This window comes from Bacillus cereus group sp. TH152-1LC (genome assembly GCF_027710505.1).
Classification (GTDB): domain Bacteria; phylum Bacillota; class Bacilli; order Bacillales; family Bacillaceae_G; genus Bacillus_A; species Bacillus_A mobilis.
Map to the genome: position 1 here is coordinate 140570 of NZ_JAQFNK010000005.1, position 14730 is coordinate 155299.

Sequence of the window (14730 nt, forward strand, 5' to 3'; positions counted from 1 at the left end):
TGATTTGGTAATAATGATTTAAATGTCTAGATAAGGGGATGAAGTATGCTTGAATTGGAAATTAAGGTGGAGCGTCTTAGGAGAGAACAAATAGACGATATTGTAGCATTATCTTCTTATATTGGGTGGGATTATAACAGAGAAGAAATTGAGACTATTTTTGATTCAGGTATCGTATATGGTGTGTGGAATGAGAGGGAGAAACTAATTGCTAGCGCGGCAATAATATTATATGGGGAGAAATTAACGTCTATCGGAATGGTCATTGTACATCCAGATTATAAGGGGAGAGGGATTGGAAAGGCGATAACGAATGCATGCATGAAGAGCGTATCGGTTCAAACTCCCATTATGCTTATTGCTACGGATGAAGGAAAGCCGTTATATGAAAAACTAGGATTTAGGGCAGTAAGCTATGTTTCTAAATACATATGTAACTCGTACAATGTGAATGATTACTGTGTAGGAAATGAAGATTATATTTTGAATTATGAAGAGTGTGATTTAGAAGAAATAATAAAATTGGATGAGTGTTCGTTTGGAACAAATAGAGAAGAGTTTTTAACGAAAAGAATGATGCAAAGTGAACAGTGCATCGTTGTAAAGGACAAGGAACAAAATGTATTAGGTTACGGTTTAAGTATACAAACATCAGAAAATAAAATAATAGGACCAGTCGTTGCGAAAAATGATTCGATGGCAATGAGGATTGTACATTATTTAGCAAGAGAGCATAGTGGTAAATTAAGAATGGATGTACCAGAAGGAAAGAATGGTTTCATGAAAGAATTAGAGATTACTGGTTTTCAAAAGGTTCATACACCACCAATTATGATGAAAAATAGCGATAAATTATTAAAAAGGAGTAATGAACTGTATAGCATTGCAGCGCAAATTTTTGGATGAAAAAAGAATCCTTTTCACGTAAGGATTCTTTTTTAGGTAATTTAATCACGATATTGGTCATGAGTTGGTTGAAAGAGGTCTTCCTCAATATCTCTCACCATAGAAAAATGATCAACGTTATAATGTCCATGTAGAGTTTTATTATGATGACCAATAATTTGTTCTGCAGATAATACGTTAGAATCAGTTGTGGAATGACCGTTTTTAATTAATGTAACGTCAAATCCTTGTACAGTAGCTGTTCTAACAGCGGTGTCGATGCAATGTTCTGTTTTACATCCACCGATAACGATATGGTTAATTTTTTCTTCTTTTAAAAGTTCGAGTAAAGAAGTGCCATAGAATGCGTTTGTTGCTGCTTTATTAATAAGGATTGCAGATTGAGGTACTTTAATTTGATTATGTACTTCAAATCCTTCTCCGCTGCCAGAAGCAACATCGATATCTCTTACGAAAACAATAAGGGCATTTGCATCTATCGCTTTCTGTACGGCTGTATTTAGTGTAGATAATAACTCTTTTTTACGAAAAACTTCATGTTCTTGTTCATTTCCATCCATTAATTCTTGCTGCGCATCGATAATTAATAGTGCTTGTTTCATCGTGTCTCCCCTTTAATATGAAATAAGTGCCACTATACATATTCATTCATATTGCAAGGAAATCCTCTATTGTCTATGCAGTAGACGATAGATTTACAAAGTTGTCAAAGAAATTTCATTCTCATAGCGTGTAAAAACATGTATGATAGGAGATGGAGAATTTTTGAGTAGGTGGGAATAACATGCAAACAGTAGAAGATTATCTTTCATTCTTACATATGAAAGGATTTAAACTATCAGAGGAAGCACAAGGATTTATTATGTTCGGACAAGGGTATACGGGTGCATCTGATGGAATTGTGAACGCAGCAATAGAAGCGACAATTAAACATCAATTACAGTTTGATGGGAGTTATTTTGTTGCGTTATTAGAACGATTGAAAGAAGAAGAAATTACCGATAAAAAAAGCGCTAAGGCTTTTATGCGGAAGTTACAAGCGTAACTTCATGCAGCCTGCGCTTCTTTTTTTGTTTTGGAAGGTAATTCAACAAAAACCATGCCTAGGAAAATACATAGGCATCCGATAATAGCAGAAACAGAAAGTTGCTCGTTTGCCACGAGAACGCCTGTTAAGGCAGCAAAAACGGGCTCCATTGCGAAAATGATTGCTACTCTCGTTGGAGACGTATGTTTTTGTGCTGAGGTTTGAATAAAAAAAGCAATGGATGTCGCGAATAGGGAAGTTAAAAATAGAGCAAATAAAAAGGAAGAATTCGTCCATAGTGCTATTGAAAATAATTTTTCCCAATCTTCAAACAAAAAGGCGCAAATAGAAGAAAACATGCCGACAGCTAATACTTGCGACGTGCTTAATAATAAAGGTGATATTTTCTTAGAGAAGAATCCGTTAACAAGAATATGAGCAGCGAAAGCAACTGCACAACCGAGAACGAGTATATCTCCAATGTTTAATTGAAAAGAATCACCAGCCGTTAATAAGTATAAACCAGCTGTTGCTACAGCAATACCCATTACGATAAAAATAGTAGCTTTTTGTTTTAAAAAGATAAAAGACAAAATGGGTACCATAACGATACTAAGTCCTGTTAAGAAACCTGCTTTTGAAGAAGTTGTATAAAGTAAGCCAAATGTTTGTAACACATAGCCAACACATAAGAAGAATCCAACGATTAATCCAGCGAGGCTACTCTGTTTTATATCTTGTTTTGATGTTTTTTTTACGAAAATCATTTGAACGAATAATAAAATAATTCCAGCAAATAAAAAGCGAATACCATTAAAGGTAAATGGACCAACGAAAGACATAGCATTTTGAACGACGACAAATGTAGCTCCCCAAATAAAAGAGACAAATAATAAAGCAAGAGGAGCAATCCAATCTTTTTTCACACTCATACCCCCGTTAATTTTGTAAGATAGCCTTTCTAGCTAACTCATCGGCAACTTTATTTTGACTACTTGGAATCCACTTAATAAAAAAGAGATCGAAACTTTTTATGTACTGCAGTGCTTCCTCTAATAGCGGTGCAAACATTTTATTTTTTGCGTATTCTTTTTCGACAGCTCGCTCGACAAGTTGCGAATCTGTACGAAAAGAGACAATGTTATAATTATGCTCCGTGCAATATTTTAATGCCGCAAGTAAAGCGTGGTATTCTGCTTCATGATTGGACATTGTCCCAAGAGGCAATGATAATTGTACAGCTGGTTGCACCCCTTTAATAAATACGCCTGCACCAGAAGGACCAGGATTTCCTTTTGATGCACCATCAATATATACTTCAATCAAAATGAGAAACCTCCAAATGATAAGATGATCCCCTACTTATATGTTTCCTTTTAAGTAGGGGATAGAGTAACTTAGCCGATTGTAATACTATAACGACATGTAAATGTTTCATTCGCTTGTAAAGATTGAATTCCTTTTTTTTCCTTGAAATCTCTTGCTGGAGTTACTTCATCGGCAATTCCGTACCAAGGTTCAATACATAAGAAAGGTGCATTCTCGCCTGGTGTCCATACGCCGACAAATGGGAATCCGTCAAATTCTACTTTTACAAATTTATTATGTTTATGAGAACGGATAGAGATTTCATCCGTATTCATATTTTCAAAAATAAGTGCATCATTTTTGAATAAATCGTATGTAAGTGGTAATTCATTCGTATTTTCAGCTATTAATTGCTTTGTACTTGAAAGGTAAGGCCCTTCTAATACGCTTGTTTCTAAACGTTCAGAACCATTAAATGATAAATGATAATCTGTAAATGATTCGCCCTCTAATAAGGGGAAGTTGAAACCAGGATGTGCTCCGATTGAGAAGAACATCTCTTTTGAAGTAGGGTTATTTACTTCATATGTTACATGAACGATTTGTCCGTCTAGCTCATAAGAAACGAGTAATTCGAATTCGTATGGGTATTTTTTTAATGTTTCTTCATTACTAGTTACAATATAAGTGATTTTCGTTTCACTTTGTTCTTTTACAGAGAATGCAAGATCACGAGCAAAGCCGTGTTGTGTTAAAGAATATGGTTCACCATCTACGTAATATGTATTATCTACTAATCGGCCGACAATTGGGAATAAAATTGGTGCGCGGCGCCCCCAATAAGTAGAATCGCCTTGCCATAAATATTCAGTGTTATCTTCTTTTAAGCGAACGCTTTGTAATTCTGCACCTTTGTCAGAAATGGAAACGATCACTTTTTCATTTTGAATTGTTGCTGTCATGAAGTGAAACCTCCTAAAACTTTCATATGTTTTATTATACGTTGTCTAAAAGAAAAAAGGTAGTTAATGATAGGAAACTATTGACGAAAGAGTGTGTATTGCGTAGAATATAATCTTGTTGCTTAAAAAACGAATAACGTGGTTCGAAACCATCCCACGTAAAAAAACTAAGGAGATTTTGTCATGAATATTAGAACATTAGTCGGTAATGGTATTTTAGCGGCATTATATATTGCTGTTTCTATGCTTATTCAGCCATTTGGCTTTACAAATGTACAGTTTCGTATTTCAGAGATGTTTAATCATCTTGTTGTATTTAATAAGAAAGCAATTTACGGAATTGTATTAGGTGTATTTTTAACAAATCTCTTTTTCTCACCAATGATCGCTTACGATTTAGTATTTGGAGTAGGGCAATCTATTCTTGCATTAGTTGCAACGATTATTTCTATGCGATTTATTAAAGGTGTTTGGGCTCGTATGATCTTTAATACAGTTATTTTTACAATTACAATGTTTATGATTGCAATTGAGCTTCATCTTGCATTTGATTTACCATTTATGTTGACTTGGTTAACATGTGCCATTGGTGAATTTGTTGTCATGGCAATTGGTATGCCTGTAATGTACTGGATTAATAAACGAGTACAATTTGAAAGATTTATGTAATAGATGAAAGAGCTATTCCTAAAGGGATAGCTCTTTTTGTATGTAAGCAAATTGAATATAATGCTGTCACTCTTGATACAATATAATAAAATAAAGTGAGGCTTTCATTAGCTGGCTACATATAAGAAGTCTTATATAAGGGGAATCTAGTATGAAATATAAAATTCATTGGTTGTATAAAACGAAGCGCGGTTTGCAGACGGAATTAACGACAGACTATATGAACATAGAAGATGTACTGCAATTTGCAGAGGATTTCGAGAAAACAGGAAGAGTGAAAGAACTATCATTTTATGATGAAATGGATGCAGAATGGTCATTAAAGGAAATGAAAAAGCTGAGTAAACAAGTGGAGGAAGAGCCCCAAGAAATAGTCTTTTATTTTGATGGAGGGTATGATGTTCAGACGAAAGAAGCTGGAGTAGGTATATGTGTATACTATAAAAAAGGAAATACAAAATACCGAATTCGTCGTAATGCATATATAGAAGGTATATATGATAATAATGAAGCGGAATATGCATCACTACTATACGGCATGAATATACTCGAGGAATTAGGGATTAAGTATGAAGCAGTTACGCTTCGCGGTGATTCGCAAGTTGTACTACAGCAATTGGCTGGAGAATGGCCTTGTTATGATGAGCATTTAAATCATTACTTAGATCAAATTGAACAAAAAGCGAAGCAAATGAAGTTAAAACTTGTCTGTGAACCGATATCTAGAAAACAAAATAAAGAAGCGCATCAATTAGCTACGCAAGCATTAGAAGGAACCGTCATTGATAGTCATAAAGAAATAACCGAATAGAGAGGTGCGAAGGTGGATAAAAAGCAACTCATTACAGAGGTAAATGACTTATTAGAAACGTATTGTGAAGGGTGTTTTCTGCGGGAACATAATCGAAAGACAAATAGTAAGTATTATGCTCATTCCTTTTGTATTAGGCAATGTACAGTTGGAGAAACATTGAAAAAGTATGGAGAACAGTTATCATGAAAAAACATCCAGAGAAAATTCTCTGGATGTTTTTTAGTGTCTTGCTTCATTTAATTGATGCTCGCATTTACTTAATTTTTTTTCCTCATTCATTAGAAATGGCTCATCTAAATCTGTCGCAACAGATTTCATAATTTCAAGCTGAGAGCGAGCGGCTTCTACAGCAGTAGTAGCATGCTCTAACGTATCTGGATCCATTGAAATTGTCGCTGATCCTACCATTTTTTGTGCTGTTTCTACACGGAATTTTACTTCTTCAAAATCATTTACTTCTGATCCCATTGATAATTCCTCCTTTGTATATTGCGCATTTCACATAGTTTTTGCTCTGTAAAACGGAAATATACAAAGGAATAACAAAGGAGGTTACCAAATAAGGTAACCTCCTGTTATATGTTGGATTAAAGTTTTACTACGTTAGCAGCTTGAGGTCCACGGTTTCCTTCAGTGATATCGAAAGATACTTCTTGACCTTCTTCTAAAGCTTTGTAGCCGTCACCTTGAATAGCAGAGAAATGTACGAATACATCGTCAGCGCCTTCCATTTCGATAAATCCAAAACCTTTTTCGTTGTTAAACCATTTTACTTTTCCTTGCATGTTACAATTCCTCCTAAAAACATTTGCTTTTTTCATTTAGTGAAATTCATTTGAAAGATAATATAAACTAAAAATGCTATAATCTTGAATATTCTGCTAAATGATTAATTTAAATATACACGAATTGGTAGAATTTAGTCAAGTAAGCGATTTTATTTTTTTGTATTTTTAAATAATTTTTCAGCCAGATTTTTAAATAGGTATAGGACAGGCCGAGTATGTAATATTCTTAATTGATATACATAATGAGGTGAAAGAAAGAATGAATGAGTCTTATTTATTAGATAATGAAGGAATGAGAACGAGAACTGACATACCAAATTGGGTTACAAAAGAATTTCAAAATTTTTCGAGTGTCGTGCTAGAACCAACTTTTCCGTGCTATTTCGGCTTAACAGCTTTGAAAAAGAATGAACTTCGTTATTCATTTCTTTCTCATAATGATTGGAGTCATTTGCCACATACAATGCTAGCTTTTTTAGAGTTGATGAAAGAGCGGCCAATTGTAAGAAGAGGATTTTTTCTTTTTGTAGAACCGGAATGTGAGGAACAATCACTGGAATATTATCGTGATTACTTTTGGAAAGTACTACAATATTTACATGAAAACGATGATCAAACATGGCCGAAGCAAATTCCTGAAGACCCCGACCATTACTTATGGGAATTTTCATTTGGTGGGGAACCGATATTCGCATTTGGAAATGCGCCAGCTTATAAACAACGAAAAACTAGGCATTTAGGAAATTCTCTCGTTATTGGGTTTCAGCCACGCACCATCTTTGATGGATTAGAAGGGGATCGTCCTAAAGGGGCATATTCAAGACAAACGGTCCGAGATCGAGTTGAAAAGTGGGATCAGCTGCCGAAGCATCCTAATATTAGTCATTATGGTGATCCAGATCATCGTGAATGGAAACAATACTTCATAGGAGACGATGTGGAGCCGATAAAAGGAAAATGTCCTTTTCTTCATAAGTTAGAAAAGTAAGAGCCATCATTCGGATGGCTCTTTTGCATATTTTGGATAAAAAAGGGTATTTTAGTAGTAAATATTTTGATGAAAGCTAGTCTATTTTTAATCATTACATCATTACTTAATAGTAAAGGAAGTAGAAAGGATAGAGCGATGTTTGGAGCAATTATACAACAAATTGTATTAGGTATTTCATTAGCTGCGCCGGTAGGTCCGATTAATATTGAAATGTTAAAACGAGGAATTGAACGAGGTTTTTGGCATGCGTGGGTTGTTGGAATTGGTGGAATGACTGCAGATATTTTGTTTATGCTTCTCATTTATTTCGGTTTATCTTCCGTGTTTATGTATACATATGTACAAGCTTTTATGTACTGTACAGGTTTTTTTTTATTATTTTATTTAGGATTTCAAAGTGTAAAACAAGGAATTTCCCACACGAATATGGAATATAAAAAGGAAGAGGTAGGTGGCCTTAAACAATCGTTTATGGCAGGTTTTTTAATTGCGATATCCAATCCATTAAATCTTGTTTTTTGGTTTGGTATATACGGAAGTACACTTAGCTCATTGCTTACGAAAGTAACGAAACAAGAAGCCTTTTTGTACAGTCTTTGTATTATCGTTGGCATTATTTTGTGGAATTTAAATATTGCTTTTTCTGTCCATTTTGGCAGAACTTTATTAAAACAAAAGGCACTTGGCTATATAACAGCCGGAGCAGGTATTATTTTAGTAGGATATTCTATCCATTTTGCATACAAAGCTTTACAGTTGTTCACATAAGATTGAAGGGGAGATTTTTATGTATCGAACCACTATTGACGGAAAAGAAATTATTATTACGCTAGCACCAAAAATCCGAAAAGAAATTACTGATAGGAATCCACTATATGAAGCGGTATTTCATAATGCAGCAAGATTACTACAAACAAAGCAACCGACGTTTGCGGTAAATCATGAAATATTTGGGCTCATTATTGGAGAGGTTCAAAGAGGAGAAGTAACAGTATTTGCGGTGGAACATATTATTCCAAAGCAAAATATATTTGGATCGAACAATTTTTTCTCGACAATAGAGCAGCAGGCAAATTTGTAAGGTGAATAGAATAAGAATAGAAAATAAAAGAAATAGTCGTAACGATATGTTGCGGCTGTTTTTTTGGAAAAGGGGGAAGGAAGATGAAGAGAGTGGGGAAAGAGTTCTTTTTACAACATGATATCGTTATTATGTATGGTATTTTATTTATTTTCATCATTATTTTAAAAATGCAATTATTCACATGGATCGGTATGTTAGCGTGTTTGTTTGGGATTGTTTTTTATACGCTTAACGAATATTTAACACATCGATTTTTATTTCACTTAAAGCCACCAAAAAACGTATTTTTATTAAAAATGTTAAGAAGATTGCATTATGATCATCACGTATATCCAGATGATTTAAAACTATTATTTTTGCCTGTATGGTTTAGCATACCTAGCTTTACTATATATTTACTCATATCATACGCTATAACAAAAAGTGTTACTATTACACTTTCATTTGGAATCGGAATGATTATTATGCTTCTCGTTTATGAATGGAAACATTATATTGCCCATAAACCAATTCGTCCGTTCACTAAGTTTGGACGATGGCTTAAAAAACAGCACATATTACACCACTATAAAAATGAAAAGTTTTGGTTCGGTGTTTCAAATCCAGTATTCGATTTCATATTTGGAACGCTTAAAGATGGAAAAGAAGTTGAATTAAGCGAAACAGCTCGTAATTTAGAAAAAGAGAAAAAGACAGAAGTAGTGCGATAAGCACTACTTCTGTCTTTTTGTTTTAATGAGCATTGAATCTTTATTGGTATGAGATTGCAGTACGTAAATTTTATGTTGAAAAAGTATATTAAAAACTTAGGGGAAAATGCCGAAAAATGTCTATCGAAAAATCTTTGCAGGAATGTATGGATTGTCTAAAATGAAAATAAGTTTCTGAATATTTATAAAATTTAGTCTTTGTGTATGCAAGGGGGAATTGTATTTCTAGTAAGAGAGGGGATTAGAGAATGAAACGAGATGATACGTCAGCACGTAAGTTACAAAATGAGGTGAATTATACAGAGGTTGTTCAGTCAGAAGAATTTCAATTGCTATTAAATACAAAAAAGAAGTTTATCGTTCCGATGAGTATTTTCTTTTTAAGCTTTTTTATTGCATTACCTATTTTAACATCGTATTCAAAGGTGCTCAATACACCAGCATTTGGGGATGTTACGTGGGCGTGGGTGTTTGCATTTGCACAATTTATCATGACGTGGTCATTATGTATGATTTATAGCAAAAAAGCAGAATCCTTTGATAAAATCTCACAAAACATTCTGCAAGATATGCAAAAAGGGAGGGGCTGAATTTGAATATTACTGCGTTTGCACTATTTTTAATTATTGTTCTCGGTACGCTCGTCATAACCTATTTTGCATCGAAAAAAACGAAAAATGCGAGTGAATTTTATACAGCTGGAGGGGGATTAACTGGTTGGCAAAATGGTCTGGCCATTGCGGGAGATTATATGTCTGCTGCGTCTTTTCTTGGTATAGCCGGAGCGATCGCATTAACTGGGTTTGATGGGTTCTTTTATAGTATCGGTTTCTTAGTTGCTTACTTAGTTGTATTATACTTAGTTGCAGAGCCACTTCGAAATTTAGGGAAGTACACGCTAGCAGATATGATTGCGGCGCGTTTTGATGCGAAAAAAGTTCGCGGAGTTGCAGCGCTTAATACGATGACGATTTCGATTTTTTATATGATTGCACAACTAGTTGGGGCGGGTGCACTTATTAAATTATTATTAGGGATCGAATATACGACATCCGTTTTAATCGTTGGTACATTAATGACAGTGTACGTTATTTTTGGCGGAATGACTGCGACAAGCTGGGTTCAAATTGTAAAGGCTGTACTACTTATGGCTGGTACATTTATTATTTCTGTTATCGTTTTCTCCAAATTTAATTTTAGTGTGACTGAAATGTTCGCTCAAATGAAAACAGCTACGCCATTAAAAGATTCATTTTTAAATCCAGGAGTAAAGTATAAAGATGGTCTTGATACGCTATCTTTAAATTTAGGACTAGTTCTTGGTACAGCTGGATTACCACATATTCTTGTTCGTTTTTTTACAGTACGTGACGCAAAAACAGCACGTCAATCTGTTGTATACGCTACGTGGTTAATTGGTGCATTTTATATTATGACAATTTTCTTAGGATTTGGGGCAGCGGCATTTGTAGGGAATGAGGCGATTATTAAAGCGAATCCAGCTGGTAATATGGCAGCACCTTTATTAGCGAAAGCGCTAGGTGGAGATTTCTTATTTGCTTTCGTATCAGCCATTGCCTTTGCAACGATTTTGGCTGTAGTGGCAGGACTTGTATTAACAGCCGCATCAGCATTTGCACATGATTTTTATAATGAAATTATTCGCAAGGGGAAATCAACGGAAAAAGAGCAAGTTTCAATGGCTCGCTATGCGTCTATTGGAGTAGCGGTATTATCCATTATACTAGCGTTATTTGCTCAAACATTGAATGTAGCATTTTTAGTTTCATTAGCATTTGCAGTTGCAGCGAGTGCAAATCTACCCGTTATATTATTCACAATATATTGGAAGCGCTTTAATACAACGGGTGCTATTTCGGGTATGGTTGTTGGTCTTGTATCAGCAATTGTTCTCGTAGCGTTAAGTCCAAATGTTTGGAACCCTGTAGCTGGAAAAGCTATATTTGTTGGGGAAGCGATTTTCCCATATACGACACCTGGAATTATTTCAATTCCGCTTGGATTCCTTGCAGCATATTTAGGAACCGTGTTATCTAGTAAGAAAGAAGATGCAGCGAAGTTTGATGAAATTCTTGTGAAATCTAATACTGGTCATGGTATTAGTGATGTATCTTCCCATTAAAAAGAGAAGGGCTTTTCGATATATAAGAAAAGCTCTTTTTTTCTTGTAAATATTACTGTATTGTAAGTAGGATTTTGTCTTAATTTTGTGGAATGAAAATAAGCAGGGAGAAAATTAAATCATCATGGCACCAGCGCAGCTTTTGTGAAAAATAAGTTGTTATGGAAGGTGGAAGAAATGATGAAAACGAAACAGACAGATGAATTGTTAGCAAAAGATGAGCAATATGTTTGGCACGGAATGCGTCCCTTTAGTCCAAATAGTACAATGGTAGGGGCAAAAGCAGAAAGGTGCTGGGTTGAAGATATACAAGGAAAAAGATATTTAGATGGTATGAGTGGTCTTTGGTGTGTGAATAGTGGATATGGAAGAAAAGAGCTCGCAGAGGCGGCTTATAAGCAATTACAAACATTATCATACTTTCCGATGTCACAATCGCATGAACCTGCTATAAAGCTTGCTGAAAAATTAAATGAGTGGCTTGGAGGAGAGTATGTTATTTTCTTCTCTAATAGTGGTTCGGAAGCGAACGAAACAGCTTTTAAAATAGCAAGGCAATACTATGCGCAAAAAGGTGAACCGCATCGTTATAAATTTATGTCACGTTACCGTGGGTATCATGGCAATACAATGGCTACGATGGCAGCGACGGGACAAGCGCAGCGTAGATATCAATATGAGCCATTTGCTTCAGGATTTTTACATGTAACACCGCCAGATTGTTATCGTATGCCTGGAATAGAAGCAGAGGACATTTATGATGTAGAATGTGTAAAAGAAGTAGATCGTGTTATGACATGGGAATTAAGTGAAACGATTGCAGCTTTTATTATGGAACCAATTATTACGGGCGGAGGCATTTTAATGCCACCACAAGACTATATGAAAGCCGTTCATGAGACGTGTCAAAAACACGGTGCACTACTCATTAGCGATGAAGTAATTTGCGGTTTCGGACGTACAGGGAAGGCATTTGGATTTATGAATTATGATGTGAAGCCAGATATTATTACGATGGCAAAAGGGATTACGAGCGCATATTTACCATTATCAGCGACAGCTGTGAAAAAAGAAATATATGAAGCATTTAAAGGGAATGGAGAATATGAATTCTTCCGTCATATTAATACATTTGGTGGAAATCCTGCAGCTTGTGCATTAGCACTTAAAAACTTAGAGATTATGGAAAATGAAAATTTAATTGAGCGTTCTGCACAAATGGGCTCGCTTTTATTAGAGCAATTAAAAGAAGAAATTGGAGAACATCCACTTGTTGGGAATATTAGAGGGAAAGGTCTACTAGTTGGAATCGAACTAGTAAATGATAAAGAGACGAAAGAGCCCATTGATAACGACAAAATTGCAAGTGTTGTAAATGCTTGTAAAGAAAAAGGGTTAATTATAGGGCGAAATGGTATGACAACAGCAGGATATAATAACGTCTTAACATTAGCACCACCACTTGTTATTTCGAGTGAAGAAATCGCTTTTGTTGTTGGAACGTTGAAGACAGCGATGGAACGTATTTAATGAATGAAGCGAGCTTGTAGATTACAGCTCGCTTTTGTTTAGTAGGAGGGGCTTTTTATGGAGAAACATGATCTGAGTCAACATTATCACATCGGATATTATGAAGATGGATATGATTTAGAAGTGACGGCGTACAAAAGAATAAATGAACCAGTTTGGGATGCTTATATTCCGCATTATGAGGTAGACGATTTTTATAAGAAAGTGGAGAAAATGAAACTGGGTGAATATACGGATGATTACGGCATTATGGTGTATTCATTTAGTGATGATATTGACGATGAAGAAGCACGAATTATGTTTGAAAAATGGTTAAAAAAGAACGAGATTGTGTAAAGATAAAAGTAAAAAGAGATTGCTATCTTATAAGATAGCAATCTCTTTTTATATATAAATTTTATTTACTTGCTTTCATTGCTTTATCTTTTGCACCAAAAGTGTATTTTAACATTGGTGGTGTAATCATTGTAGTTAAAATAACAACGATAACGATAGCTGTAAAGTAATCTTGTGCTAGTAGACCTGAAGAAAGTCCTGTTCCAGCGATGATAAGTGCAACTTCACCACGAGAAACCATTCCAGCACCGATAATTGCAGAAGACTTAGCGTCAAATCCAGTCATTCGTGCACCGAATCCACAACCAATTAGTTTCGTTAATACAGCGATTACTGTTAATGCTAGGATGAACCAAATTTGATCACCAATACCGTCAAATGTAATATTCATACCGATACTAACGAAGAATACTGGAACGAACATAGCGTAAGCGATTGGTTCTACTTTCTTTTCTACTTCATGTTTGTAGTTCGTTTGAGAAATAGCGATACCAGCTGCGAAAGCACCGATAATGCCAGCAATTCCTAATAGCTCGCCGAAATATGCGAATGAGAAACAGATGATAAGAGCCGCACTCACGATAGACTCAGATACGCGTAGTGGTGATAACCAGCGCATGATCGCAGGAACACCTTTCCATCCGATTAAAATAATAGAAGCGAAGAATACAACTTTCTTCAAGATAACCATTGTTAAGTTAACATCGTCTGTACCTAAGAAGCTCATTGCAAATGCTAATAAAATAACAACAAGAATGTCATCAAATACAGCAGCGCCAAGCATAGTTGTACTTTCACGTGTTTTCATCTTTCCTAAATCACGAAGTGTTTGTACGGAAATACTAACACTTGTCGCACATAGAAGTAATCCTAAAAATACAGCATTTCCTTGTTCCATTCCCATAACAAGACCAGAAACGTAACCACCTACGAATGGAAGAATGATACCTCCAAGTGCAACTGCTAAAGAAGAATTACGATTTGCGTTTAATTCCTCTAAGTCTGTTTCAAGTCCTGCCATAAACATTAAAAGAATAACACCAACATTACTTAATTGTGTTAGAAGTTCTGAATTTTCAATCCAACCTAATACAGCTGGACCGATAACGATACCGACAATTAATTTACCTAGTACAGAAGGTTGACCTAGTCTAACACTAAGATCACCAGCAAGCTTTGTACTTAATAAAATAAGTGCAATTTGAAAGAAAAATTCGAATTCCATCGGATCCTCTCCTCATCATTTTTATTTTTATCATACGATTTCTCGGGATTTGCCTAATGAAAATATGTAAAACCCATTAAACAAAGGGTCTAATTACAAGTTCTTTTGAACTCGTAATTTGAACCTGTAATTAATATATAATAAAATGTATGAAAAATCAATGAAAAAATAGCAGATTTTCATGATAGGATTCGATTTAGGTATGGAGGGAACCACTATATAATAAGAAGAAACAAG

Annotated in this window: 20 protein-coding genes and 1 riboswitch; of the genes, 13 read left to right on the top strand and 7 right to left on the bottom strand. The window is 35.0% G+C overall.

The genetic code is table 11. The features are described from left to right. Nucleotides 1-45: 45 nt before the first annotated feature. Nucleotides 46-906 carry a GNAT family N-acetyltransferase gene (locus PDL00_RS14995; RefSeq protein WP_270729810.1) on the top strand — a complete coding sequence of 287 codons (861 nt, stop codon included), beginning with the start codon at nucleotides 46-48 and terminating at the stop codon, nucleotides 904-906. A gap of 41 nt (nucleotides 907-947) precedes the next feature. Here the strand turns inward: PDL00_RS14995 and PDL00_RS15000 are convergent, their stop codons facing one another. Further along, the gene (locus PDL00_RS15000; RefSeq protein WP_270729812.1) at nucleotides 948-1508 is read right to left on the bottom strand and encodes a cysteine hydrolase family protein; all 561 of its coding nucleotides are present in this window, start codon (nucleotides 1506-1508) and stop codon (nucleotides 948-950) included. 182 nt (nucleotides 1509-1690) lie between these two features. Here PDL00_RS15000 and PDL00_RS15005 point away from each other — a divergent pair, with 182 nt between their 5' ends. Then, complete coding sequence (locus tag PDL00_RS15005; RefSeq protein ID WP_031531799.1) at nucleotides 1691-1951, top strand: DUF6123 family protein; 261 nt, start codon at nucleotides 1691-1693, stop codon at nucleotides 1949-1951. Between the two features lie 2 nt (nucleotides 1952-1953). On the opposite strand, the gene PDL00_RS15010 is transcribed toward PDL00_RS15005, so the two are convergent. The 3 genes from PDL00_RS15010 to PDL00_RS15020 form a co-directional block, all read right to left on the bottom strand. Continuing rightward, complete coding sequence (locus PDL00_RS15010) at nucleotides 1954-2859, bottom strand: DMT family transporter (protein WP_270729815.1); 906 nt, start codon at nucleotides 2857-2859, stop codon at nucleotides 1954-1956. Nucleotides 2860-2872: 13 nt separating this feature from the next. Next, nucleotides 2873-3259: a reverse transcriptase-like protein gene (locus tag PDL00_RS15015; protein WP_000573873.1), complete on the bottom strand. Its 387-nt coding sequence runs from the start codon at nucleotides 3257-3259 to the stop codon at nucleotides 2873-2875. Nucleotides 3260-3330: 71 nt separating this feature from the next. Further along, nucleotides 3331-4203, bottom strand: a complete 873-nt coding sequence (locus tag PDL00_RS15020; protein WP_270729817.1) for an aldose 1-epimerase family protein — start codon at nucleotides 4201-4203, stop codon at nucleotides 3331-3333. A 132-nt stretch (nucleotides 4204-4335) separates the two neighbouring features. Then, a riboswitch (PreQ1 riboswitch) is annotated at nucleotides 4336-4380 on the top strand. 6 nt (nucleotides 4381-4386) lie between these two features. Between PDL00_RS15020 and PDL00_RS15025 the strand changes: the two genes are divergently transcribed. From PDL00_RS15025 to PDL00_RS15035, 3 genes are all read left to right on the top strand, one after another. Beyond that, nucleotides 4387-4872: a QueT transporter family protein gene (locus PDL00_RS15025; RefSeq protein ID WP_001026467.1), complete on the top strand. Its 486-nt coding sequence runs from the start codon at nucleotides 4387-4389 to the stop codon at nucleotides 4870-4872. 151 nt (nucleotides 4873-5023) lie between these two features. Next, complete coding sequence (locus tag PDL00_RS15030; RefSeq protein ID WP_270729818.1) at nucleotides 5024-5683, top strand: ribonuclease H family protein; 660 nt, start codon at nucleotides 5024-5026, stop codon at nucleotides 5681-5683. Nucleotides 5684-5695: 12 nt separating this feature from the next. After that, nucleotides 5696-5872 carry a zinc-finger domain-containing protein gene (locus PDL00_RS15035; protein ID WP_000358801.1) on the top strand — a complete coding sequence of 59 codons (177 nt, stop codon included), beginning with the start codon at nucleotides 5696-5698 and terminating at the stop codon, nucleotides 5870-5872. Between the two features lie 33 nt (nucleotides 5873-5905). Here PDL00_RS15035 and PDL00_RS15040 read toward each other — a convergent pair whose 3' ends face one another. Beyond that, on the bottom strand, nucleotides 5906-6154 hold the full coding sequence (locus tag PDL00_RS15040; RefSeq protein WP_000534395.1) for a DUF2564 family protein: 249 nt from the start codon (nucleotides 6152-6154) through the stop codon (nucleotides 5906-5908). Between the two features lie 119 nt (nucleotides 6155-6273). Then, nucleotides 6274-6471 (bottom strand): cold shock-like protein CspB, encoded by a 198-nt coding sequence (cspB, locus tag PDL00_RS15045; protein ID WP_001161731.1) that lies wholly within the window; start codon nucleotides 6469-6471, stop codon nucleotides 6274-6276. A 262-nt stretch (nucleotides 6472-6733) separates the two neighbouring features. Here cspB and PDL00_RS15050 point away from each other — a divergent pair, with 262 nt between their 5' ends. From PDL00_RS15050 to PDL00_RS15085, 8 genes are all read left to right on the top strand, one after another. Continuing rightward, entirely contained in the window at nucleotides 6734-7462 is a 729-nt protein-coding gene (locus tag PDL00_RS15050) for a YqcI/YcgG family protein (RefSeq protein WP_242250782.1), read from the top strand. A gap of 138 nt (nucleotides 7463-7600) precedes the next feature. Next, the gene (locus tag PDL00_RS15055) at nucleotides 7601-8233 is read left to right on the top strand and encodes a LysE family transporter (RefSeq protein WP_000466561.1); all 633 of its coding nucleotides are present in this window, start codon (nucleotides 7601-7603) and stop codon (nucleotides 8231-8233) included. A gap of 19 nt (nucleotides 8234-8252) precedes the next feature. Continuing rightward, nucleotides 8253-8546: a hypothetical protein gene (locus tag PDL00_RS15060; RefSeq protein WP_000286363.1), complete on the top strand. Its 294-nt coding sequence runs from the start codon at nucleotides 8253-8255 to the stop codon at nucleotides 8544-8546. Nucleotides 8547-8629: 83 nt separating this feature from the next. Continuing rightward, nucleotides 8630-9259 (top strand): sterol desaturase family protein, encoded by a 630-nt coding sequence (locus PDL00_RS15065; RefSeq protein ID WP_242250783.1) that lies wholly within the window; start codon nucleotides 8630-8632, stop codon nucleotides 9257-9259. Nucleotides 9260-9507: 248 nt separating this feature from the next. Then, nucleotides 9508-9849 carry a DUF485 domain-containing protein gene (locus tag PDL00_RS15070; protein ID WP_000817376.1) on the top strand — a complete coding sequence of 114 codons (342 nt, stop codon included), beginning with the start codon at nucleotides 9508-9510 and terminating at the stop codon, nucleotides 9847-9849. A gap of 2 nt (nucleotides 9850-9851) precedes the next feature. Further along, complete coding sequence (locus tag PDL00_RS15075) at nucleotides 9852-11402, top strand: solute symporter family protein (RefSeq protein ID WP_270729822.1); 1551 nt, start codon at nucleotides 9852-9854, stop codon at nucleotides 11400-11402. Nucleotides 11403-11582: 180 nt separating this feature from the next. Continuing rightward, nucleotides 11583-12932 (top strand): aspartate aminotransferase family protein, encoded by a 1350-nt coding sequence (locus tag PDL00_RS15080; RefSeq protein ID WP_270729824.1) that lies wholly within the window; start codon nucleotides 11583-11585, stop codon nucleotides 12930-12932. A 57-nt stretch (nucleotides 12933-12989) separates the two neighbouring features. After that, nucleotides 12990-13268 carry a DUF3986 family protein gene (locus PDL00_RS15085; RefSeq protein ID WP_061680519.1) on the top strand — a complete coding sequence of 93 codons (279 nt, stop codon included), beginning with the start codon at nucleotides 12990-12992 and terminating at the stop codon, nucleotides 13266-13268. Between the two features lie 61 nt (nucleotides 13269-13329). Here the strand turns inward: PDL00_RS15085 and PDL00_RS15090 are convergent, their stop codons facing one another. Further along, a complete protein-coding gene (locus PDL00_RS15090) occupies nucleotides 13330-14493 on the bottom strand; it encodes a cation:proton antiporter (protein WP_098991726.1) in 1164 nt (387 codons plus the stop codon). Nucleotides 14494-14730 lie beyond the last annotated feature (237 nt).